This window comes from Accumulibacter sp., from assembly GCF_029255285.1.
Lineage (GTDB): Bacteria > Pseudomonadota > Gammaproteobacteria > Burkholderiales > Rhodocyclaceae > Accumulibacter.
Map to the genome: position 1 here is coordinate 1 of NZ_JAPUVI010000096.1, position 14,629 is coordinate 14,629.

Genomic DNA, 14,629 nt, shown 5'->3' on the forward strand with positions numbered 1-14,629 from the left:
CGTTGCGGCGTGAAGCCCCAGCGCTTGAGGTACTTCCCTACCAGCCGGTTCTGCATCTCGATGCCGAATCGCTCAGCAATCAGCGCCCTGATCGCCGGACGGCTCCACAAGGCAAGCGGCAGTTTCATCTGCTGCGGCGTACTCCCGACGATCCGGTCGCGCAGCCACATCTCGTCCGTCATCTTCAATTTCCGATGGGTGCCCACCGGACGACCGCGTCGCTTCTCGCCTAATGATCCTTCGCCTTCCCGCCGGGCTCGCGTCAGCCACGTCTTGATCGTCGTCGGATGTACCCCGGATACCGCCGACAATTCAGCAACCCCCATCCCCGACTGCTTGCGAAGCCCGATCACCATCTCCCGTAGCCGCTTGCGACCTTTCGGTGTCAGCTTGCGCGCATCAATTTTTTATCCTTATATCATATCACATGCCGCTTATTTTAGGGCCGGATTTCTACTCGACACGCGTTCAGCTCGGCCGCACGACGATGCCGGTCGACGGCAAGGTCGTCCAGTTGTCGCCGGGCATGGCGGTCACGGTCGAAGTGAAAACCGGCCGGCGGCCGGGCTAACCGGCAAGTCGCTTGCTCGCGAACGCCGACAAGGTGGTCAGCCGTTGCTGGAGGAAGGCTTTCTTGTGTTCGGTGAATCTCGCCAACAGGAAACAGCACACGATGACGCTGCCGCTGGCCAGCAGGCCGTTGGCGAGTGACGCCGTGTCGTAGCCGATTACCGCCTTCAGGAAATACATCAGCGGCAGGTGGTAGAGATAAATCGAGAAAGTGACGCCGGCCAGGAAGCGAATCCCGGCCTTGGCGCGCTGCAGGTGGTCTCCGATGCGTTCGTCGATCACGTACCTGGCGCTCGCGATGTGTACGAAGAACAGCAATCCGATAAGGTAATCGTAGAGAAAGAAGCGCGACCAGGTGAGAAACTCGTTGGCCGCGGGAAAGTTCTTCATGACGTGCAGTAGCCGGCCCAGGTCGTCGCCAAGCGGGTGCGAGGTGAGCAGCACGATGAGCGCGAGCGAGGAAACGAACAGCACCCTGGCCAGCCGCCGGCCGATCACGAAAGTCCCGGCAGAATGCAGGCGATAGGCGACGACACCCAACCACCAGATCGGCAGCAGCACGAAAATGCGCGGGCCGATGAGCAGCGCGATGATCGCCAGTCCAAGCACGCGGCGGCGGCCGGAATAAAAAAAAGCGACTCCGAATATCATGTAGTACCAGAACTCGTAGGCCACGGACCACAGCGGCGTGTCGCTGAAATAACTCAGGGACAGCGACCAGGATTCCTGCATGAACAGCAGGGTGGCCAGGACGCGCAGCACCGGGTACGAATTGGGAATGTGCTGATACATCTGTGGCGCGACGAGGATGCCGATCGCATCGAGCAGCGGGGTGAGAATCATCGCCGGAATGACCACCGACAGCAGGCGTGCGAGCCGGGCGATCAGATAATCGTCCATCGCCTTGTGCTTGTAGTCCACCGTGAACGCGATGACATACCCGGAGAGGACAAAAAAGGCCATCACCGCGACGTGTCCGTACGGATACAGCCAGCGCAGGCCGGCTCCCGAGTAGGGGACATAGGAGGCGTGCGAGAGAAGAACGATCAGCGCGGCCGCAAAGCGGAACAAGTCCAGATAGAGCGACAGGCCGGGTTTCATCGTGCTCCGGCCCTGGCGACGAGTGAAGGAAGCGGGCCACGGTCGGCGGCCGCCGCGGCGACGACGGGCGCGGCGAGCCGCTTTCCGGGCGGCGGATTCAAGCTCATTCCCGGCCGCCTTCGCGTCTGCGATGCCAGATGAGGCCGACGATGACCAGTAACGCGGTGGCGCTGACCAGCAGGCCGACCCATTCCGCAGTCAGCCGCCGCCAGACGACGCTGATCGTGTGCGGGCCGCTGCCGAGATCCACGGCGATCACCCCGGTTGCGGCGTCGGTCCGGTGGGCAACCGGAACCCCATCGACCCACACCTGCCAGGCCGGAAAGTCGAATTGAGGCAGGCGCACGCTTCCCGGCGAGGCGAGCGTGATCTGCCAGTGCCTGCCGGTCCGGGTGCGCGGCAACTCGAGGCAGCTTCGTCGCTCCGCGGTACAGTCGCGTTCGAATCCGAAACGGGAAAAATCGAGCCAGTGCGGCCCCTGCGTGGCAATCGTATACTCCGGAAGTCCCATGAAGGAATTGGCCTGGCGCCTCGTTTCGGCGCACAGCGTATCGCCGTCGGGGCATCTTCCGTGCTCGCCGGTGGTCAGGAAGTTCTTCTGGAACTTCAGGAAGGTGTGCTGGTTGTCCCGTATGGCGACCGGTAGCGCGTGTCCGTCGAGGTAACTGGCGCGGACGAACAGTAGCCCGCTGAGCGCCAGAGCCAGCATGAGAAGAACGCCGAACACGGTGCGCCACACCGGGCGCGGCTGCCTGGCCGCGACCTCTGCCGCCAGGCAGCAGAGAACGATGCCGGCGATCGAGACGATGGAAATGAAACGGAAGGGAAACTGGATTTTCCGCAGCGGCGTGTCCGGCAACCACAGCAGATAGGACAGTTCCGATGCGAAGAACAGGGCCGTCAGGCCGCTGGCGGCCATGATCTGGGCGGCGTAGTTGAAATGAGGATTGGCCGGCGCCGCCTTGACGAGGTAGATCAGCGGCAAAATCAGTGTCGCTGCCGCCCAGACGGAAATCGGCCACTGGAAAGCGGGCCAGAAGTATCCATTCACCTGGGTGAATAGGGGAAACGAGAAGGCCGACCAGGGAACGTAATTCTTCGTCCACGCGGCGGAACCGATCAGATTCATCGAGGCCAGCGCGGGCCAGAGGTAGATGGCACTCAGCGACAAGCCCAGGGCAGCCGTCGCCAGCCAGCCGAGCAGCGTGCGCAGACGGTCGGACAGCCGCCGCCGTCCGGGGAGCGCGACCAGTGCCGCGACGCTGAAACAGATCAAGGCCATCAGCGCACTTACGGTATGCGACAAGGTGGCGATGCCGATCGCTACGGCGGCCCAGACGTTGATCGACGGAGATTCGTCACGCGGCCGGAGCAGCGCCCAGAGCAGGAGACCATAGGCTGCGAAGGCGAAGCTCCACGGAAATCCGTGGAACTTGTACTGCAGCAGGACGAAAAAGGGATTGAACAAGGCCAGACATCCGCCCACCAGGGCGAGCCGGAAACGGACATGATAGGCGATGGCACGAAAGACAAACCAAGCGAAAACCGTGCTCGAAAGGACTTCTGCGACGTGCATCGCCAGCCAGGTCGTCCCGCCGGCGAGCGAGAAAAGGCCGGCCGACCAGTAGTACAGCGGCGAATAGTAAAGCAGCGCCGGTTCGCCCAGGCCGTAACTCCCGTGATGAATCCATCTCGGGTAGAGGTCGCCCAACTGGATGGACTCGACGAACTCCTTCGTCCAGTTGTAGTGCAAGAAGAAGTCGATCGTCGTTTCCGAGTGGTGAAAAACGACATGCGGCGCGTGGAAAAGCATTGCCAAGGCGAGAAAAAGCAGCCAAGCGCCAGTCTTTTGCCGCTCACTGACGGCTAGTGGGGGCGTTGCTCCGTCGATCGCGGTCTGTGCACCGGCGCCCTGGAAAATCCACTCGACGAGCGGTCGAAGCGCTGCCGCCAAGATGTGCCGAGGGCTTGGCATCCGCCGGCGCTCACTCGCCCCGGCCAGGTTCGACATGTTTGAAGGTCCAGTAGGAATTCAGGAAATAGTTGACCAAAGTCGCCGGGATGATGCCGAGAAACTGGTTCAGTTGCGGCGGCAGTTCGGGAAAGGCGATCGAGGCGCCGACGAAGGTGCCGTAGCTCAAACCGAGCGAAAGGATGGACACCGCGTTGAATTTGAGCCCTTTCTGGCGCACGCCGCCTTTCGCGTTGCGCCAGCGGAAAGTCCAGTAGTTGTTGAGCAGAAAATTCGAAATGATCGATATTTCGATCGCGATCGGCGACGCGATGTACTTGTTCATCCCCATCGCCAGGAGCAGGGTGAACATGCCGAGATTGACCACCACTCCGCTGGCGCCGGTGATCAGAAACTTGATGAAAGTCTTCAGGCTGTTGTAGCGAATCCACCAGGCGTTGAGCACGAACTCGAAAATATCGCGCAGGCCCAGTTTCGACTCGCCATGGGTGCGGTCGATGAAATCGACCGGAACTTCGACCACCCGGCCTCCCCGCACCACCGCCGCGTGCAGCAGAGCCACCTGAAAACCGTAGCCTTGCACGCGCAGCTTGTTGAAATCGATCTTCTTCAGCAGGGTGGTGCGAATGGCCCGGAAGCCGGCCGTGCAATCCCGGACGCGCGGTATTCCGGCGACGTGACGGGCGACCAGATTACCACCCCAGGAGTTCAGTTTGCGCAGCAGCCCCCATTCTTTGGGGATCGTTCCTCCGGGAACGTAGCGGCTGCCGATGACGAAGTCCGCTCCGTGATCGATTTCCTTCATCAGTCGCGGGACATCCTCGGGCTTGTGCGAAAAGTCGGCGTCCATCTCGAAGACGACGTCGGCCTGCAGGTCGGTCATGGCGTGCGTCATGCCGCGGATATAGGCGACGCCCAGGCCGGCTTTCTGTCCCATGATCAGATGAACGTTGGCGCAGCGTTGCTGTACTTCGCGAACGACATCCGCGGTGCCGTCGGGCGAGCTGTCGTCGACCACCAGGACATGCATGTCGTGCGCCATCCCGATGAACTGTTTTTGCAGTGCGGCCAGCATGGGCCCGATATTCGCCCGCTCGTTGTAAGTCGGGATGATGATTACCGTCTTCAATCTGTTTCCCTTTGGTAGGCCGACGAGGGCTTCAGGGTATTGGGTCGCCATCGGGATGGGCGCCGGCCAGGTGGGTCCGGCAGGCGCCGCGCCCGCTCAAGGCGGGCGTCTGGCTAAGTCCGGCGGGATTCCTCTTCTGTCGCGCGTTGCCAAGCCCCTGAATTAAGGCCGGAGAATATCACGCTTCCCGAAAGGCAATAGGGCTTGCAGCGATAGGGTTGTGACTTAACGCACAAAGCCGTCGATGTCGGTTTGGCGCGGTCCCTGAAAGCGAGCGCGGCGGTTGGACGGGTCCGGCGCACGCGGTATCGGGGCGCCGGGCGAGCGATGGGCCGCCAGGTGTGCGGCGCCATCGCTCGGCGCACTTCTGGTCTACCAGTCGAGCGGCTTGCCGTCGCGAAAGAAGCCGCCGCTCGGGCCATCGTCGGGCAGCAGCGCGGCCCAGACGATCCCGCGCGCCCCTTCGTCGGCGCTGCGCGGGGCGTCCTGACCACCCATCGCGGTGCGGCACCAGCCTGGGCAGACGGCATTGACCTTGATCCGGTCGCCGTCCAGTTCATTGGCGGTAAGGCGCGTCAGGGCGTTGAGCGCCGCCTTGGACATCCGGTAGCCAGGCCAGCAGCCGCTCATCTCGGCCAGTTGTCCCATGCTCGACGAGACATTGACGATGCGCCCCCAGCCCTGGTCGCGCATCAGCGGCACGATTGCCTGGATGAGGCGCAGCGGGGCCAGCGCGTTGCAGGCGTAGGTCAGCGCGACGATCTCCGGGTCGACGACTAGAACACTGGCGCTCTGCGGCACGGCGAAGTCTTTCGGTTCGAGCAGGACGCCGGCGTTATTGACCAGAATGTCGGCCCGTCCGAACTCGCGCCGCAAGCGGGCGGCGAGCGCCGCGACGGCGCTGGCGTCAGTCACGTCGGCGACGTGCGGCAGCACGGTGTGGCCCGATTCCTGCAGTTCCCGGGCGGCCTGATCGATCGCCTCGGCCGTGCGCCCGACCATCAGCACCAGGCAGCCGGCGGCGGCCAGTTCGCGGGCCACGGAAAAGCCGAGGCCGCGGGCGGCACCGGTCACGACGGCGAGTTTCTGCGCTAGCATCACTTCCTCCTGTTCTTGCTTGATTCCGGAGCCTGCATGATGCAATGGCCTGATGCGCTCGGCAAGCGGCACGAGCGCTACCCGGGCCGTCCGCGGATCGTCTCGCTGGTTCCCAGCCTGACCGAACTGCTGTGCGCAATCGGACTGGCCGACAGCGTGGTCGGCCGCACCGGTTTCTGTGTCCATCCGCGGCCCTTGGTCCGGCACCTGCCGAAGGTCGGCGGTACCAAGGGCTTTTCGCTGGCCCGGTTGCGCGCGCTGCAGCCGACGCACGTCGTGGTCAACGTCGATGAAAATCGTCGCGAAGAAGTCGCGGCGCTCTACGACTTCGTGCCGCACGTCATCGTAACCCATCCCCTGGCGCCGCGCGACAACCTGGATCTGTATCGCTTGCTTGGGGGCGTTTTCGGCCGCGAGCGCGAGGCCGACGAGTTGTGTCGCGCGTTCGAGCGCGAATGGGTGGCTACGGCTGTGTGGGCCGCCAGCGTGCCGCGGCAGAAGGTGTTGTACCTGATCTGGCGCCAACCCTGGATGAGCGTCGCGCGCGATACCTACATCTCGCGCGTGCTGGCCGCCGTCGGCTGGGATACGCTGCCTTTCGTAAGCCTCGTCCGCTACCCGGAGATCGACCTGCCGGCGCTGTCCCGGGAGGTCGACGTCGTCCTTCTGTCGAGCGAGCCCTATCCCTTTCGCGACAAACATCTGCGCGAACTGCGGCAGCGTCAGGCGGCCGGCGAACTGGCAGCCGTCCGCGTCGCGCTGATCGACGGCGAAATGGTTTCCTGGTACGGCACGCGGGCCATCGCCGGTTTGCCGTACCTGCGCCGACTGCGGGCCGAACTCGCCAATTCTGCGGCAACTTGACCGCCGTCAAGTTCCACCGCGCCGTGCCGACTATACTGCAGCGCTGTGCTCGACGAGGACTCCCATGCCAGGCGCGAAAATTCCCCAACTCGTTTGCCCCGCCGGCAGCCTGCCGGCGCTCAGGGCGGCCGTCGACAACGGTGCCGACGCGGTCTATCTCGGTTACCGGAACGATACCAACGCGCGCAACTTTGCCGGTCTCAATTTCGACCGCCGGACGATGGTCGAAGGAATCCGCTACGCTCAGTCGCGTGGTCGTCAGGTGTTGATGGCGATCAACACTTTTGCCCAACCGGGGCGCTTCGCCGAGTGGCGGGACGCCGTCGATGGGGCCGCCGAGCTCGGTGTGGACGCTGTGATTCTGGCCGATGTCGGCCTCCTCGACTACGCCAGCAAGCGTCATTCCGGGTTGCGCCTGCACCTTTCGGTACAGGGTTCGGCGACAAGTTACGAAGCGGTGAATTTCGCTCACCGCGAGTTCGGCGTCCGGCGCGTGGTGCTGCCGCGCGTGTTGACGCTGGCGCAGGTCGAGACCGTGATCCGCCACACACCGGTCGAAATCGAAGTCTTTGCTTTCGGCAGCCTGTGCGTCATGAACGAGGGGCGTTGCTGGCTGTCGTCCTACGCCACCGGCGAATCGCCGAATACCGTCGGCGCCTGCTCGCCAGCGAAATTCGTCAAGTGGGAACGGTCGCCCGGCCGAATGACGACGCGGCTGAACGGCGTTCTCATCGACAGCTTCGGCGACGACGAATCGGCCGGTTACCCGACGCTGTGCAAAGGCCGCTTCGAAGTCGATGGCGAGACCTACTACGCGCTCGAAGAGCCGACCAGCCTGAACGTTCTCGAAATCCTGCCGGCGATTGCCGAGATCGGCGTTGCGGCGGTCAAGGTCGAGGGACGACAGCGCAGTCCGGCCTACGTCGCCCAGGTGACGCGCACGCTGCGCGCGGCGCTCGACGAACTGGCGCGCGACAGCCGGCATTTCCACGTCAGACCGGCTTGGCAGGCCGAACTGGCCAAAGTTTCGGAAGGCAGCCAAGTGACGCTCGGCGCCTACAACCGGCCGTGGCGCTAGGAGCGACGCATCGATGAAACTCGCTCTCGGACCGCTGCTCTACTTCTGGCCCCGGCACGAAGTCTTCGAGTTCTACGCCCAAATCGCCGAAAATCCGGCGGTCGACATCGTCGCCATCGGCGAAGTCGTCTGCTCGCGCCGCCAGCAGCTTCGCGTCGCCGATTGGATCGGTCTGGCGCGCGATCTGGTCGGCGCCGGCAAGGAAGTGGTGGTCGCGGCGCAGGCCCTCCTGGAGTCGGAAAGCGACCTCAAGACCTTGCGGCGACTGGTCGACGAGTTGAGCGGGCTGCCCGGCTGCCTGCTCGAGGCCAACGACCTCGGAGCGGTCAACGTCGCCGCGGGTCGGCCGTTCGTCGCCGGGCCGCACCTGAACATCTACAACGAAGAGACGCTGGCCACCTTCGCCGCCTACGGCATGCGTCGCTGGGTGCCACCGCTGGAAGGCGGCCGGCGCCTGATCGAGGCGCTGCACCGCAGTCGTCCGGCCGGCGTGGCGACGGAAGTCTTCGCGTTCGGCAAGCTGCCGCTCGCTTTTTCGGCCCGCTGTTTCACGGCGCGCCGCTATCACCTCAACAAAGACGACTGTCAGTTCAAGTGCCTCGAACATCCCGAGGGGCTGACGCTGCGCACGCGCGAAGGGCAGCCCTTCCTGACCATCAACGGCATCCAGACGATGTCGGCGCAGACCTACAACTTGTTGTCGCAATTGCCGGAATTGCGGGCGATGGGCGTCGAGGTCGTACGCCTCAGCCCACAAGCGCCGGCGATGTCGGCGATAATTGCCGCTTTCGACGCTGCACGCCACGGACAGGCGGTCGATGTCGAGACTTCGGGCTGGGCGCGCGAGGGTCTGGTCGACGGCTACTGGTTCGGACAGGCCGGCATCGTCCGGCAGCAACCGGCCACTTTCGCCACGCGGGAAGGACGCGCTTCATGAGCCAGGGCTTTTCGATTCCTCGTTTCCGACTGCCGGGCCTGGTTTCGGCAGTCGGCGTGCATTTGCCGCAGTGGCCGCACTCGCTGGCGCTGGCGACGGCGCTCAACGCGGCGCTCAAGCTCGGGCTGCTCGAGGAAGACCGTCTGACGCCGCTCGATGGGCGAACCTTCCTCGTCGAAGTGCTCGACGCCGGAGGCCAGGCTTGCTTTACCTATCGCGGCGGGCGCTTTCGGCCACTCTTCGCGGTTCCGGAAACCCCCGATCTGTCGTTCCGCGCCAACCTGTCGGCCTTTCTGCAGTTGCTGGTTCGCCAGGAGGATCCCGACACGTTGTTTTTCCAGCGCGAGTTGGCCATCGTCGGCGATACCGAGCTCGGCCTGCTGGTCAAGAACCTGCTGGATGCCGTCGAGTGGCCGCGCCTGCCGGGGCTGCCGAGCGCTCGCTTTTAGGCGGACGGCGCGGGCGAAGTCGCCGGCGAGGGCATGCACTCGCCACCAACGGCCAGGCGCCAGCTCGTCGAGGGCATCGCCTGCGCGCTCGGCGCCGGTCTGCTCTGGGGGCTGGTTTTCGTCGTTCCGCTGATGCTGCCGGATTATCCGCCGGCGATGCTTTCCTTTGGCCGCTACCTCGGTTTCGGCGTCATCGCCCTGTGCCTCGCCGCGACCGACCTGCGGCGCCTGGGCGAGCTGCGGCGCGAGGACTGGCTGATGGCGGGCGAACTGGCGCTCGTCGGCAACATCCTTTACTACCTCTTCCTGTCGGCCGCCATCCAGCTTGCCGACGCTCCCCTGCCGACGGCGCTCATCGGAACCTTGCCGATCGTCATCGCCCTCGTCGCCAACTTCGGTGACGACGCACTGCCTTGGCGACGCCTGCTGCCTTCTTTGGGGGTAATCGCCGCCGGCATCGCTCTGCTGAATCATCACGAGTTGTCGCAGCTCGCCGCCGGCCGCAGTGCCCGCGACTACTGGCTTGGCGCCTTGTCTGGGTTGGCCGCGGTGGCGGCCTGGACCTGGTACCCGGTGCGCAACTCGCGCTGGCTGCGCCGGCGGCCGGCGCTGGCTTCGGGCACCTGGTCGATCGCGCAGGGCCTGGCGACTTTGCCGCTGGCCATTGTCGGCATGGCCGCCGCGGGCTACTACCTGTCTGCCGCGGACCGCTTCGATTTCCCCTTCGGACCGCAAGCCACGCGCTACGTCGGACTGATGCTGACTCTCGGTTTGTGTGCCTCGTGGTTGGGCACGCTGCTCTGGAATCGGGCGAGCAAGCTGCTGCCGACGGCTCTCGCCGGTCAGTTGATCGTTTTCGAGACCTTGGCCGCTTTCGCCTACGCCTTCATTTGGCGCGGAGCCCTTCCCGGCAGCGACGCGTTGGCCGGCATCGCGCTGCTCATCGGGGGCGTGATACTCGGCGTGCGAGCGTTTCGCCGCGCCGACGGCCCGTAGCGTGCGCGCTGGTATTAGAATCGCTTTCGTCGAAACCAGGGATCGCGTGGCTGGCGATCCGTCCGACAACACTACTTCGTTTTCCACACCCTACCAGAGGAGAAAGCCGACATGACAGTCCCCGTCAAAGACCTGCGCGGAAGCACACCGGCCATTATCGAGAAGCTCAAGGAACTCGGGATCTCCAACAACGAGCAATTCCTCGCCGCGGCCGCCGAGCCAGCGCAGAGGAAGTCGCTCGCCGGAACCTGCGGCTGCGATGCTCGAGTCATTCTCGAGCTTGCCAACCGGGCTGATCTGGCCCGTATCAAGGGAGTTTCCGGGGTGTATTCGGACCTGCTCGAAAAGGCCGGGGTCGATACCGTCAAGGAGCTGGCGACCCGTCGCGCCGACAACCTGCACGCCAAAATCGTGCAGACCAACGCCGACGATCAGGTGGCCAAACAGACGCCCTCGCTGGCCATGGTCGAGTCCTGGGTGCAGCAGGCGAAGGAGCTTCCCAAGACCTTGAGCTATTGACCGTCGCTCGCCTGTTGCCCAGCCCAGGTGGCCAGCAGGAGGGCGGCCAGCAGAGAGCAGGCGGCAGAAAAGCCGAAGGCCGCCAGCGGGCTGATCGCTTGCCATAGCCAGCCGAAGACGATCGAGGCTGGCAACAGCATCAGCCCGGTGGTCAGGTTGAACCAGCCATAGGCCGTGCCGAGGTGGTCGCCGCCCACCAGGTCGGCGACCAAGGCCTTTTCGGCTCCTTCGGTGGCCGCCATGAATAGTCCGTAGATGGCGAACAGCGGCCAGAGCAGCGCCGTCTGGCTGTTTGCACCGAGCAGCAGGTAGAACACGCCGTACACTCCCCAGCCACCGACGATCAGGCGTGTTCGCCCGAACCGGTCCGAGAGCGCGGACAGCGGCGTCGAGAACAGCGCTGCCGTCAGCGACACCAGCGCCCAGAGCAGTGGCACCTGATACTCGGCCAGGCCCAGATCCCTGGCGCGCAGGAGCAGAAACATGTTCGACGAATTGCCGAGTGTGAACAGCGCCAGCACGGCCAGGTAGCGTTCGAACGACCGGGGCAGGCCGTGCAGCGACCAGCGCAAGGGCTGGCCGGGGACGGCCGGGGCGCGCGCCGGTTCATCGACGGCGAGAGCGAGGGCGACCGTGATGACGCCGCTGACCGAGGCGCAAAGGAAGATCGTCGGTAAGGGCACTTTTTCCGCCAGCAGCCAGGCGGCCAGCAGCGGCCCGACGACGGCGCCGGCGTTGTCCAGGCTACGGTGAAACCCGAACGCCAGGCCGCGCCTGTCCGCGGAGACCGTCAGCGCGAGCAGGGCGTCACGTGGAGACGAACGCAGGCCCTTGCCAACCCGGTCGGCGAGGCGTAGCGCCAGCACCATCGGCCACGAGGTGGCGAAGGCGAGCAAAGGGCGAGCTATGGCGGCCAAGGCGTAACCGCCGACGACCCAGGGTTTGGCCGAGCGTCTGCGGTCGGCGAGCACGCCGGACAGGAGCTTCAACAGGCTGGCCGCCGCTTCGACGACACCCTCAATGATTCCCAGCGTGCGCGGTCCGGCCATCAACACCGAGGCGAGGTAAAGCGGCACCAGCGGGTAGATCAGCTCGCTGGTCGAATCGTTGAAGAAACTCACCAGGCCGAGCAGCCAGACGGTACGCGGCAATTCACGCAGGCTTTGCAGCACGCTTTCCTCCTTTACGCGGCGCGCGTGTGCGCGCCGGGTAGGGCTTTTCCGGCTAGTCGTCGGTGCTTCCGGCGGTACAATCCTTGGCATCCGGATTGACGATTCCGAAGCGTGCCGGGATGCGTGCGTAGAAGACACGAACGCCCGCGCGACGAATCAGATCGAGCAAGCGTTGCTCTTCCGCCTCGCTGACCACGAACTCGACTTCTATCGTGCCGCTGCCGGCGAGCTCGAAAAAGCGCTCTTCGTGCAAGGCATGGCGCCGTCCGAAACCGCCGATCACCCGGAACGCCGATCCACCACGAACGCCGAGAAAATTACCCCGCTCGAGCAGCCATTCCCAGAGCAGAACGCCGCCATGGGTTTGCGTTTCGTGAACGTAGAACCTCAGGAATGAGCCGTCCATGTTTTACCCTCGTCGCTCCTCGACGTGCGCCGTCGTCGCTCGGCGTGCCTCCTTGTCGCCGTGGCAACGCCGATTCATGTCGCTGGCCTGGCCCAGGAAACGGTGGCGATGCCGGCGCAGGTCATCAGGACCGAACCCACGACGTGGGCCGCAACGATACCGAGCGCCCAGGAAATCCTTCCCTGCTGCAGCACGGTCGTCAGTTCGGCGGAGAAGGTCGAGAAGGTCGTCAGGCCGCCGCAGAAGCCGGTGATGATGAACAAGCGCCACTCCGGCGGGAGGGCCGAGAACGAGGCGAAAAAGGCGATCGCCAGGCCGATCACGTAGGCACCGATCAGGTTGGCGACGAGGGTGCCAGGCGGCAGGGTCGGGAACAGACTGTTGAGCTTGATCCCGAGCTGCCAGCGCAGCAACGCGCCCAGCGCGGCACCGACGGAGATGGCGAGGATCGATTTCCACATACACCCGTTCCGAGGACATGTTGGCAACCTGCGCAGAGGCGGAACGAGAGTCCACGTCGAGCACGGCGGAGACCCGTTCGGCCGTCGTCAGCCTTATCCCGGTGGGCGAAACCCGTCGCCTCCCGGGGAATGGAATATAGCACCGCGGTTCACGGTCTGAATAGCCGCGATGGGCGTTTGTCCCGCGGAGGCGTGGCCACGCACCCAGTGGGCATTGTCTCCGACCCTCGCTGCATCCCCCAAGAATCGGCCCTCTCGGCCACGGCGCGGGCCTGGATCGTCGGATGTACCTCGTTCAGCCAGCGCGAGAACTCTTCAGGGCACCGCTTCACGTGATGCGTATAAGATATGACATATGGCTTATTCAAGGGGCGCGTCAAGAGGCTCCAGATAAAAAATGTCGCGGGCCCGAGGTGCTCAAGGCTGTAGAATAGCGCCTCGGGCCTGTAGCTCAGTTGGTTAGAGCAGAGGACTTAAGGAGGGTCGTTCTGAGTATCGTCCGATACTCAGATCACCTCACGGGTTGCCCGCCGCCAGCGTCCCGCTGGTAACGGGTAGAACTGGTCAAATTCGGTGAACGCTAACTCCGTCAGGACACGCCGATACCGAGCCAAGTCCCTGACAAAAAAGGGAAAGGTGTAGAGACTAGACGGCCAGCCTGTAATGGGAAGGTATAGTCCAGACCACGAACCCAGCCGGGGCGACGAAAGTCGTAGTGGTAAGCATAATCCTTTGGTCCAGGGTTCAAATCCCTGCGGGCCCACCAAACCAGAAGACCAACCCCTCATCGGGTTGGTCTTTTTTTGCCTACTCCTGCGTGTTTGCACGGGTTCGCGCGGGTTCCTGTGGACTTCGTCGCTGCGCACGGGCACCCGGATTTGGCCGTTGTCACTCTCTCCGCGCCATTCTTCTCTCCGGCCTTGCGCCTCTCGGAGGCCCGAAGTCCACGAGTCCATTGAAATGTGCCGTTATGAATCAACAGCTTATACGTGGTCCGTTCAAGCGGTTGATTCGTGGCATTGGTAGGCACTGGAAACAGCGGCGCCATGTCAGCGAGCGAGAAATGCTGAATCTCTGGCTGGTGAGCCACTCTGGGCCAGTTGCCCGCCTTGGTCGTCGCCAGCGTGAGCGTCTGCCCGGTGGCCGGTGCTGCCATTGACGGGGTAGTCAAAGCTCCGTGCCGACCAATGACCGCTTCCGAATTCGCTTTAGGACTGCTCGCGACCGATTGCTCCCGCTCGCCTTATCTGCGTGAGCATCTCAGTTCAGCCAAAATCGACGTCGGTGTTTCGATCCATTCGGTCCGTTGTATATGAAAGATCGGACGTTGACCCGTATGGAAACCTTGAACGACTGCTTTAAACCTGCCCGATCACCAGCCGCCCGATGTTACTCTCCGGTGTCGCCCACCTAACTCAGCACGCCGGGCAGTCCCGCCTGTTGCTCACCCTTTCCCATGCGGCAGGAGATCAGATCAAGGCAATGATTGCCAGCATTCGCAAGGATCTTGACCATGTGCCGGCCACTTCGCCGCAGTTGCTGAAAGCCGGCCACTGGTCTGCGCTTGTCCGATAAATCGTCGAAAGAATACTCTTCGCCAGACCGAAAACGCGCCTCCACCTACCGCCGTGGCTCTCTGTCTGGCGCTTGCAATGCGCTAACTGTCATTGATCGCCGTAATGGAGCCACCGATGATCGGCGTAATGGAGCCAGTTTGAAGAGGTAAAAACGGGCTAAATCGGGGCTTAAAGAGGGGGGGATTTTACCTGTTTTTGCGGTGCTGATTTGGGGGCCGTCGGCGCCAACTTTGGCGAGCGATAGGAATCGCCGTCAAGGGTCAGGCAATAGGCGTTATGGCGTAGCCGATCGAGGGTCGC

General features: G+C 63.8%; 15 protein-coding genes. 7 read left to right on the top strand and 8 right to left on the bottom strand.

The genetic code is table 11. The features are described from left to right. Positions 1–356, bottom strand: a 356-nt coding sequence (locus Q1M07_RS13765) for a winged helix-turn-helix domain-containing protein (protein WP_300454486.1), incomplete at its 3' end; no start/stop codon positions are given. A gap of 71 nt (positions 357–427) precedes the next feature. Here Q1M07_RS13765 and Q1M07_RS13770 point away from each other — a divergent pair. Beyond that, a complete protein-coding gene (locus Q1M07_RS13770; RefSeq protein WP_366984124.1) occupies positions 428–571 on the top strand; it encodes a hypothetical protein in 144 nt (47 codons plus the stop codon). Here the strand turns inward: Q1M07_RS13770 and Q1M07_RS13775 are convergent. The 4 genes from Q1M07_RS13775 to Q1M07_RS13790 all read right to left on the bottom strand — a co-directional run bounded on the left by Q1M07_RS13775 (position 568) and on the right by Q1M07_RS13790 (position 5,870). After that, positions 568–1,671 (bottom strand): acyltransferase, encoded by a 1,104-nt coding sequence (locus tag Q1M07_RS13775; RefSeq protein ID WP_300454487.1) that lies wholly within the window; start codon positions 1,669–1,671, stop codon positions 568–570. The two genes, Q1M07_RS13770 and Q1M07_RS13775, sit on opposite strands and share 4 nt — an antisense overlap. 103 nt (positions 1,672–1,774) lie before the next feature. Beyond that, on the bottom strand, positions 1,775–3,646 hold the full coding sequence (locus Q1M07_RS13780; protein ID WP_300454488.1) for a hypothetical protein: 1,872 nt from the start codon (positions 3,644–3,646) through the stop codon (positions 1,775–1,777). A gap of 10 nt (positions 3,647–3,656) precedes the next feature. Continuing rightward, positions 3,657–4,772: a glycosyltransferase family 2 protein gene (locus tag Q1M07_RS13785; protein ID WP_300454489.1), complete on the bottom strand. Its 1,116-nt coding sequence runs from the start codon at positions 4,770–4,772 to the stop codon at positions 3,657–3,659. Between the two features lie 372 nt (positions 4,773–5,144). After that, entirely contained in the window at positions 5,145–5,870 is a 726-nt protein-coding gene (locus Q1M07_RS13790; RefSeq protein WP_300454490.1) for an SDR family NAD(P)-dependent oxidoreductase, read from the bottom strand. A 36-nt stretch (positions 5,871–5,906) separates the two neighbouring features. Between Q1M07_RS13790 and Q1M07_RS13795 the strand changes: the two genes are divergently transcribed. The 6 genes from Q1M07_RS13795 to Q1M07_RS13820 all read left to right on the top strand — a co-directional run bounded on the left by Q1M07_RS13795 (position 5,907) and on the right by Q1M07_RS13820 (position 10,713). Continuing rightward, positions 5,907–6,734 (top strand): helical backbone metal receptor, encoded by an 828-nt coding sequence (locus Q1M07_RS13795; protein ID WP_366984125.1) that lies wholly within the window; start codon positions 5,907–5,909, stop codon positions 6,732–6,734. A 64-nt stretch (positions 6,735–6,798) separates the two neighbouring features. Further along, complete coding sequence (locus Q1M07_RS13800; RefSeq protein WP_300454491.1) at positions 6,799–7,812, top strand: peptidase U32 family protein; 1,014 nt, start codon at positions 6,799–6,801, stop codon at positions 7,810–7,812. Between the two features lie 13 nt (positions 7,813–7,825). Next, the gene (locus Q1M07_RS13805) at positions 7,826–8,749 is read left to right on the top strand and encodes a U32 family peptidase (RefSeq protein WP_300454492.1); all 924 of its coding nucleotides are present in this window, start codon (positions 7,826–7,828) and stop codon (positions 8,747–8,749) included. Further along, entirely contained in the window at positions 8,746–9,198 is a 453-nt protein-coding gene (locus tag Q1M07_RS13810; protein ID WP_300454493.1) for an SCP2 sterol-binding domain-containing protein, read from the top strand. Before Q1M07_RS13805 ends, Q1M07_RS13810 begins: the two co-directional genes overlap by 4 nt. 33 nt (positions 9,199–9,231) lie before the next feature. Next, on the top strand, positions 9,232–10,194 hold the full coding sequence (locus Q1M07_RS13815; RefSeq protein ID WP_300454494.1) for a DMT family transporter: 963 nt from the start codon (positions 9,232–9,234) through the stop codon (positions 10,192–10,194). Between the two features lie 111 nt (positions 10,195–10,305). After that, complete coding sequence (locus tag Q1M07_RS13820) at positions 10,306–10,713, top strand: DUF4332 domain-containing protein (protein ID WP_300454495.1); 408 nt, start codon at positions 10,306–10,308, stop codon at positions 10,711–10,713. On the opposite strand, the gene Q1M07_RS13825 is transcribed toward Q1M07_RS13820, so the two are convergent. The 3 genes from Q1M07_RS13825 to crcB form a co-directional block, all read right to left on the bottom strand. Then, on the bottom strand, positions 10,707–11,885 hold the full coding sequence (locus Q1M07_RS13825) for an MFS transporter (RefSeq protein ID WP_300454496.1): 1,179 nt from the start codon (positions 11,883–11,885) through the stop codon (positions 10,707–10,709). The genes Q1M07_RS13820 and Q1M07_RS13825 overlap by 7 nt on opposite strands. A 52-nt stretch (positions 11,886–11,937) precedes the next feature. Next, positions 11,938–12,291 (bottom strand): DUF190 domain-containing protein, encoded by a 354-nt coding sequence (locus tag Q1M07_RS13830; RefSeq protein ID WP_300454497.1) that lies wholly within the window; start codon positions 12,289–12,291, stop codon positions 11,938–11,940. Positions 12,292–12,365: 74 nt separating this feature from the next. Beyond that, entirely contained in the window at positions 12,366–12,752 is a 387-nt protein-coding gene (gene crcB, locus Q1M07_RS13835) for a fluoride efflux transporter CrcB (RefSeq protein WP_300454498.1), read from the bottom strand. Positions 12,753–14,629: the final 1,877 nt, after the last annotated feature.

Bases quoted from the DNA above. Each gene is read 5' to 3' on its own strand.
- Q1M07_RS13775 (WP_300454487.1), bottom strand. From the start codon at position 1,671: ATGAAACCCGGCCTGTCGCTCTATCTGGACTTGTTCCGCTTTGCGGCC.
- Q1M07_RS13790 (WP_300454490.1), bottom strand. From the start codon at position 5,870: ATGCTAGCGCAGAAACTCGCCGTCGTGACCGGTGCCGCCCGCGGCCTC.
- Q1M07_RS13800 (WP_300454491.1), top strand. From the start codon at position 6,799: ATGCCAGGCGCGAAAATTCCCCAACTCGTTTGCCCCGCCGGCAGCCTG.
- crcB (WP_300454498.1), bottom strand. From the start codon at position 12,752: ATGTGGAAATCGATCCTCGCCATCTCCGTCGGTGCCGCGCTGGGCGCG.
- Q1M07_RS13780 (WP_300454488.1), bottom strand. From the start codon at position 3,646: ATGCCAAGCCCTCGGCACATCTTGGCGGCAGCGCTTCGACCGCTCGTC.
- Q1M07_RS13805 (WP_300454492.1), top strand. From the start codon at position 7,826: ATGAAACTCGCTCTCGGACCGCTGCTCTACTTCTGGCCCCGGCACGAA.
- Q1M07_RS13810 (WP_300454493.1), top strand. From the start codon at position 8,746: ATGAGCCAGGGCTTTTCGATTCCTCGTTTCCGACTGCCGGGCCTGGTT.
- Q1M07_RS13770 (WP_366984124.1), top strand. From the start codon at position 428: ATGCCGCTTATTTTAGGGCCGGATTTCTACTCGACACGCGTTCAGCTC.
- Q1M07_RS13815 (WP_300454494.1), top strand. From the start codon at position 9,232: ATGCACTCGCCACCAACGGCCAGGCGCCAGCTCGTCGAGGGCATCGCC.
- Q1M07_RS13830 (WP_300454497.1), bottom strand. From the start codon at position 12,291: ATGGACGGCTCATTCCTGAGGTTCTACGTTCACGAAACGCAAACCCAT.
- Q1M07_RS13795 (WP_366984125.1), top strand. From the start codon at position 5,907: ATGATGCAATGGCCTGATGCGCTCGGCAAGCGGCACGAGCGCTACCCG.
- Q1M07_RS13820 (WP_300454495.1), top strand. From the start codon at position 10,306: ATGACAGTCCCCGTCAAAGACCTGCGCGGAAGCACACCGGCCATTATC.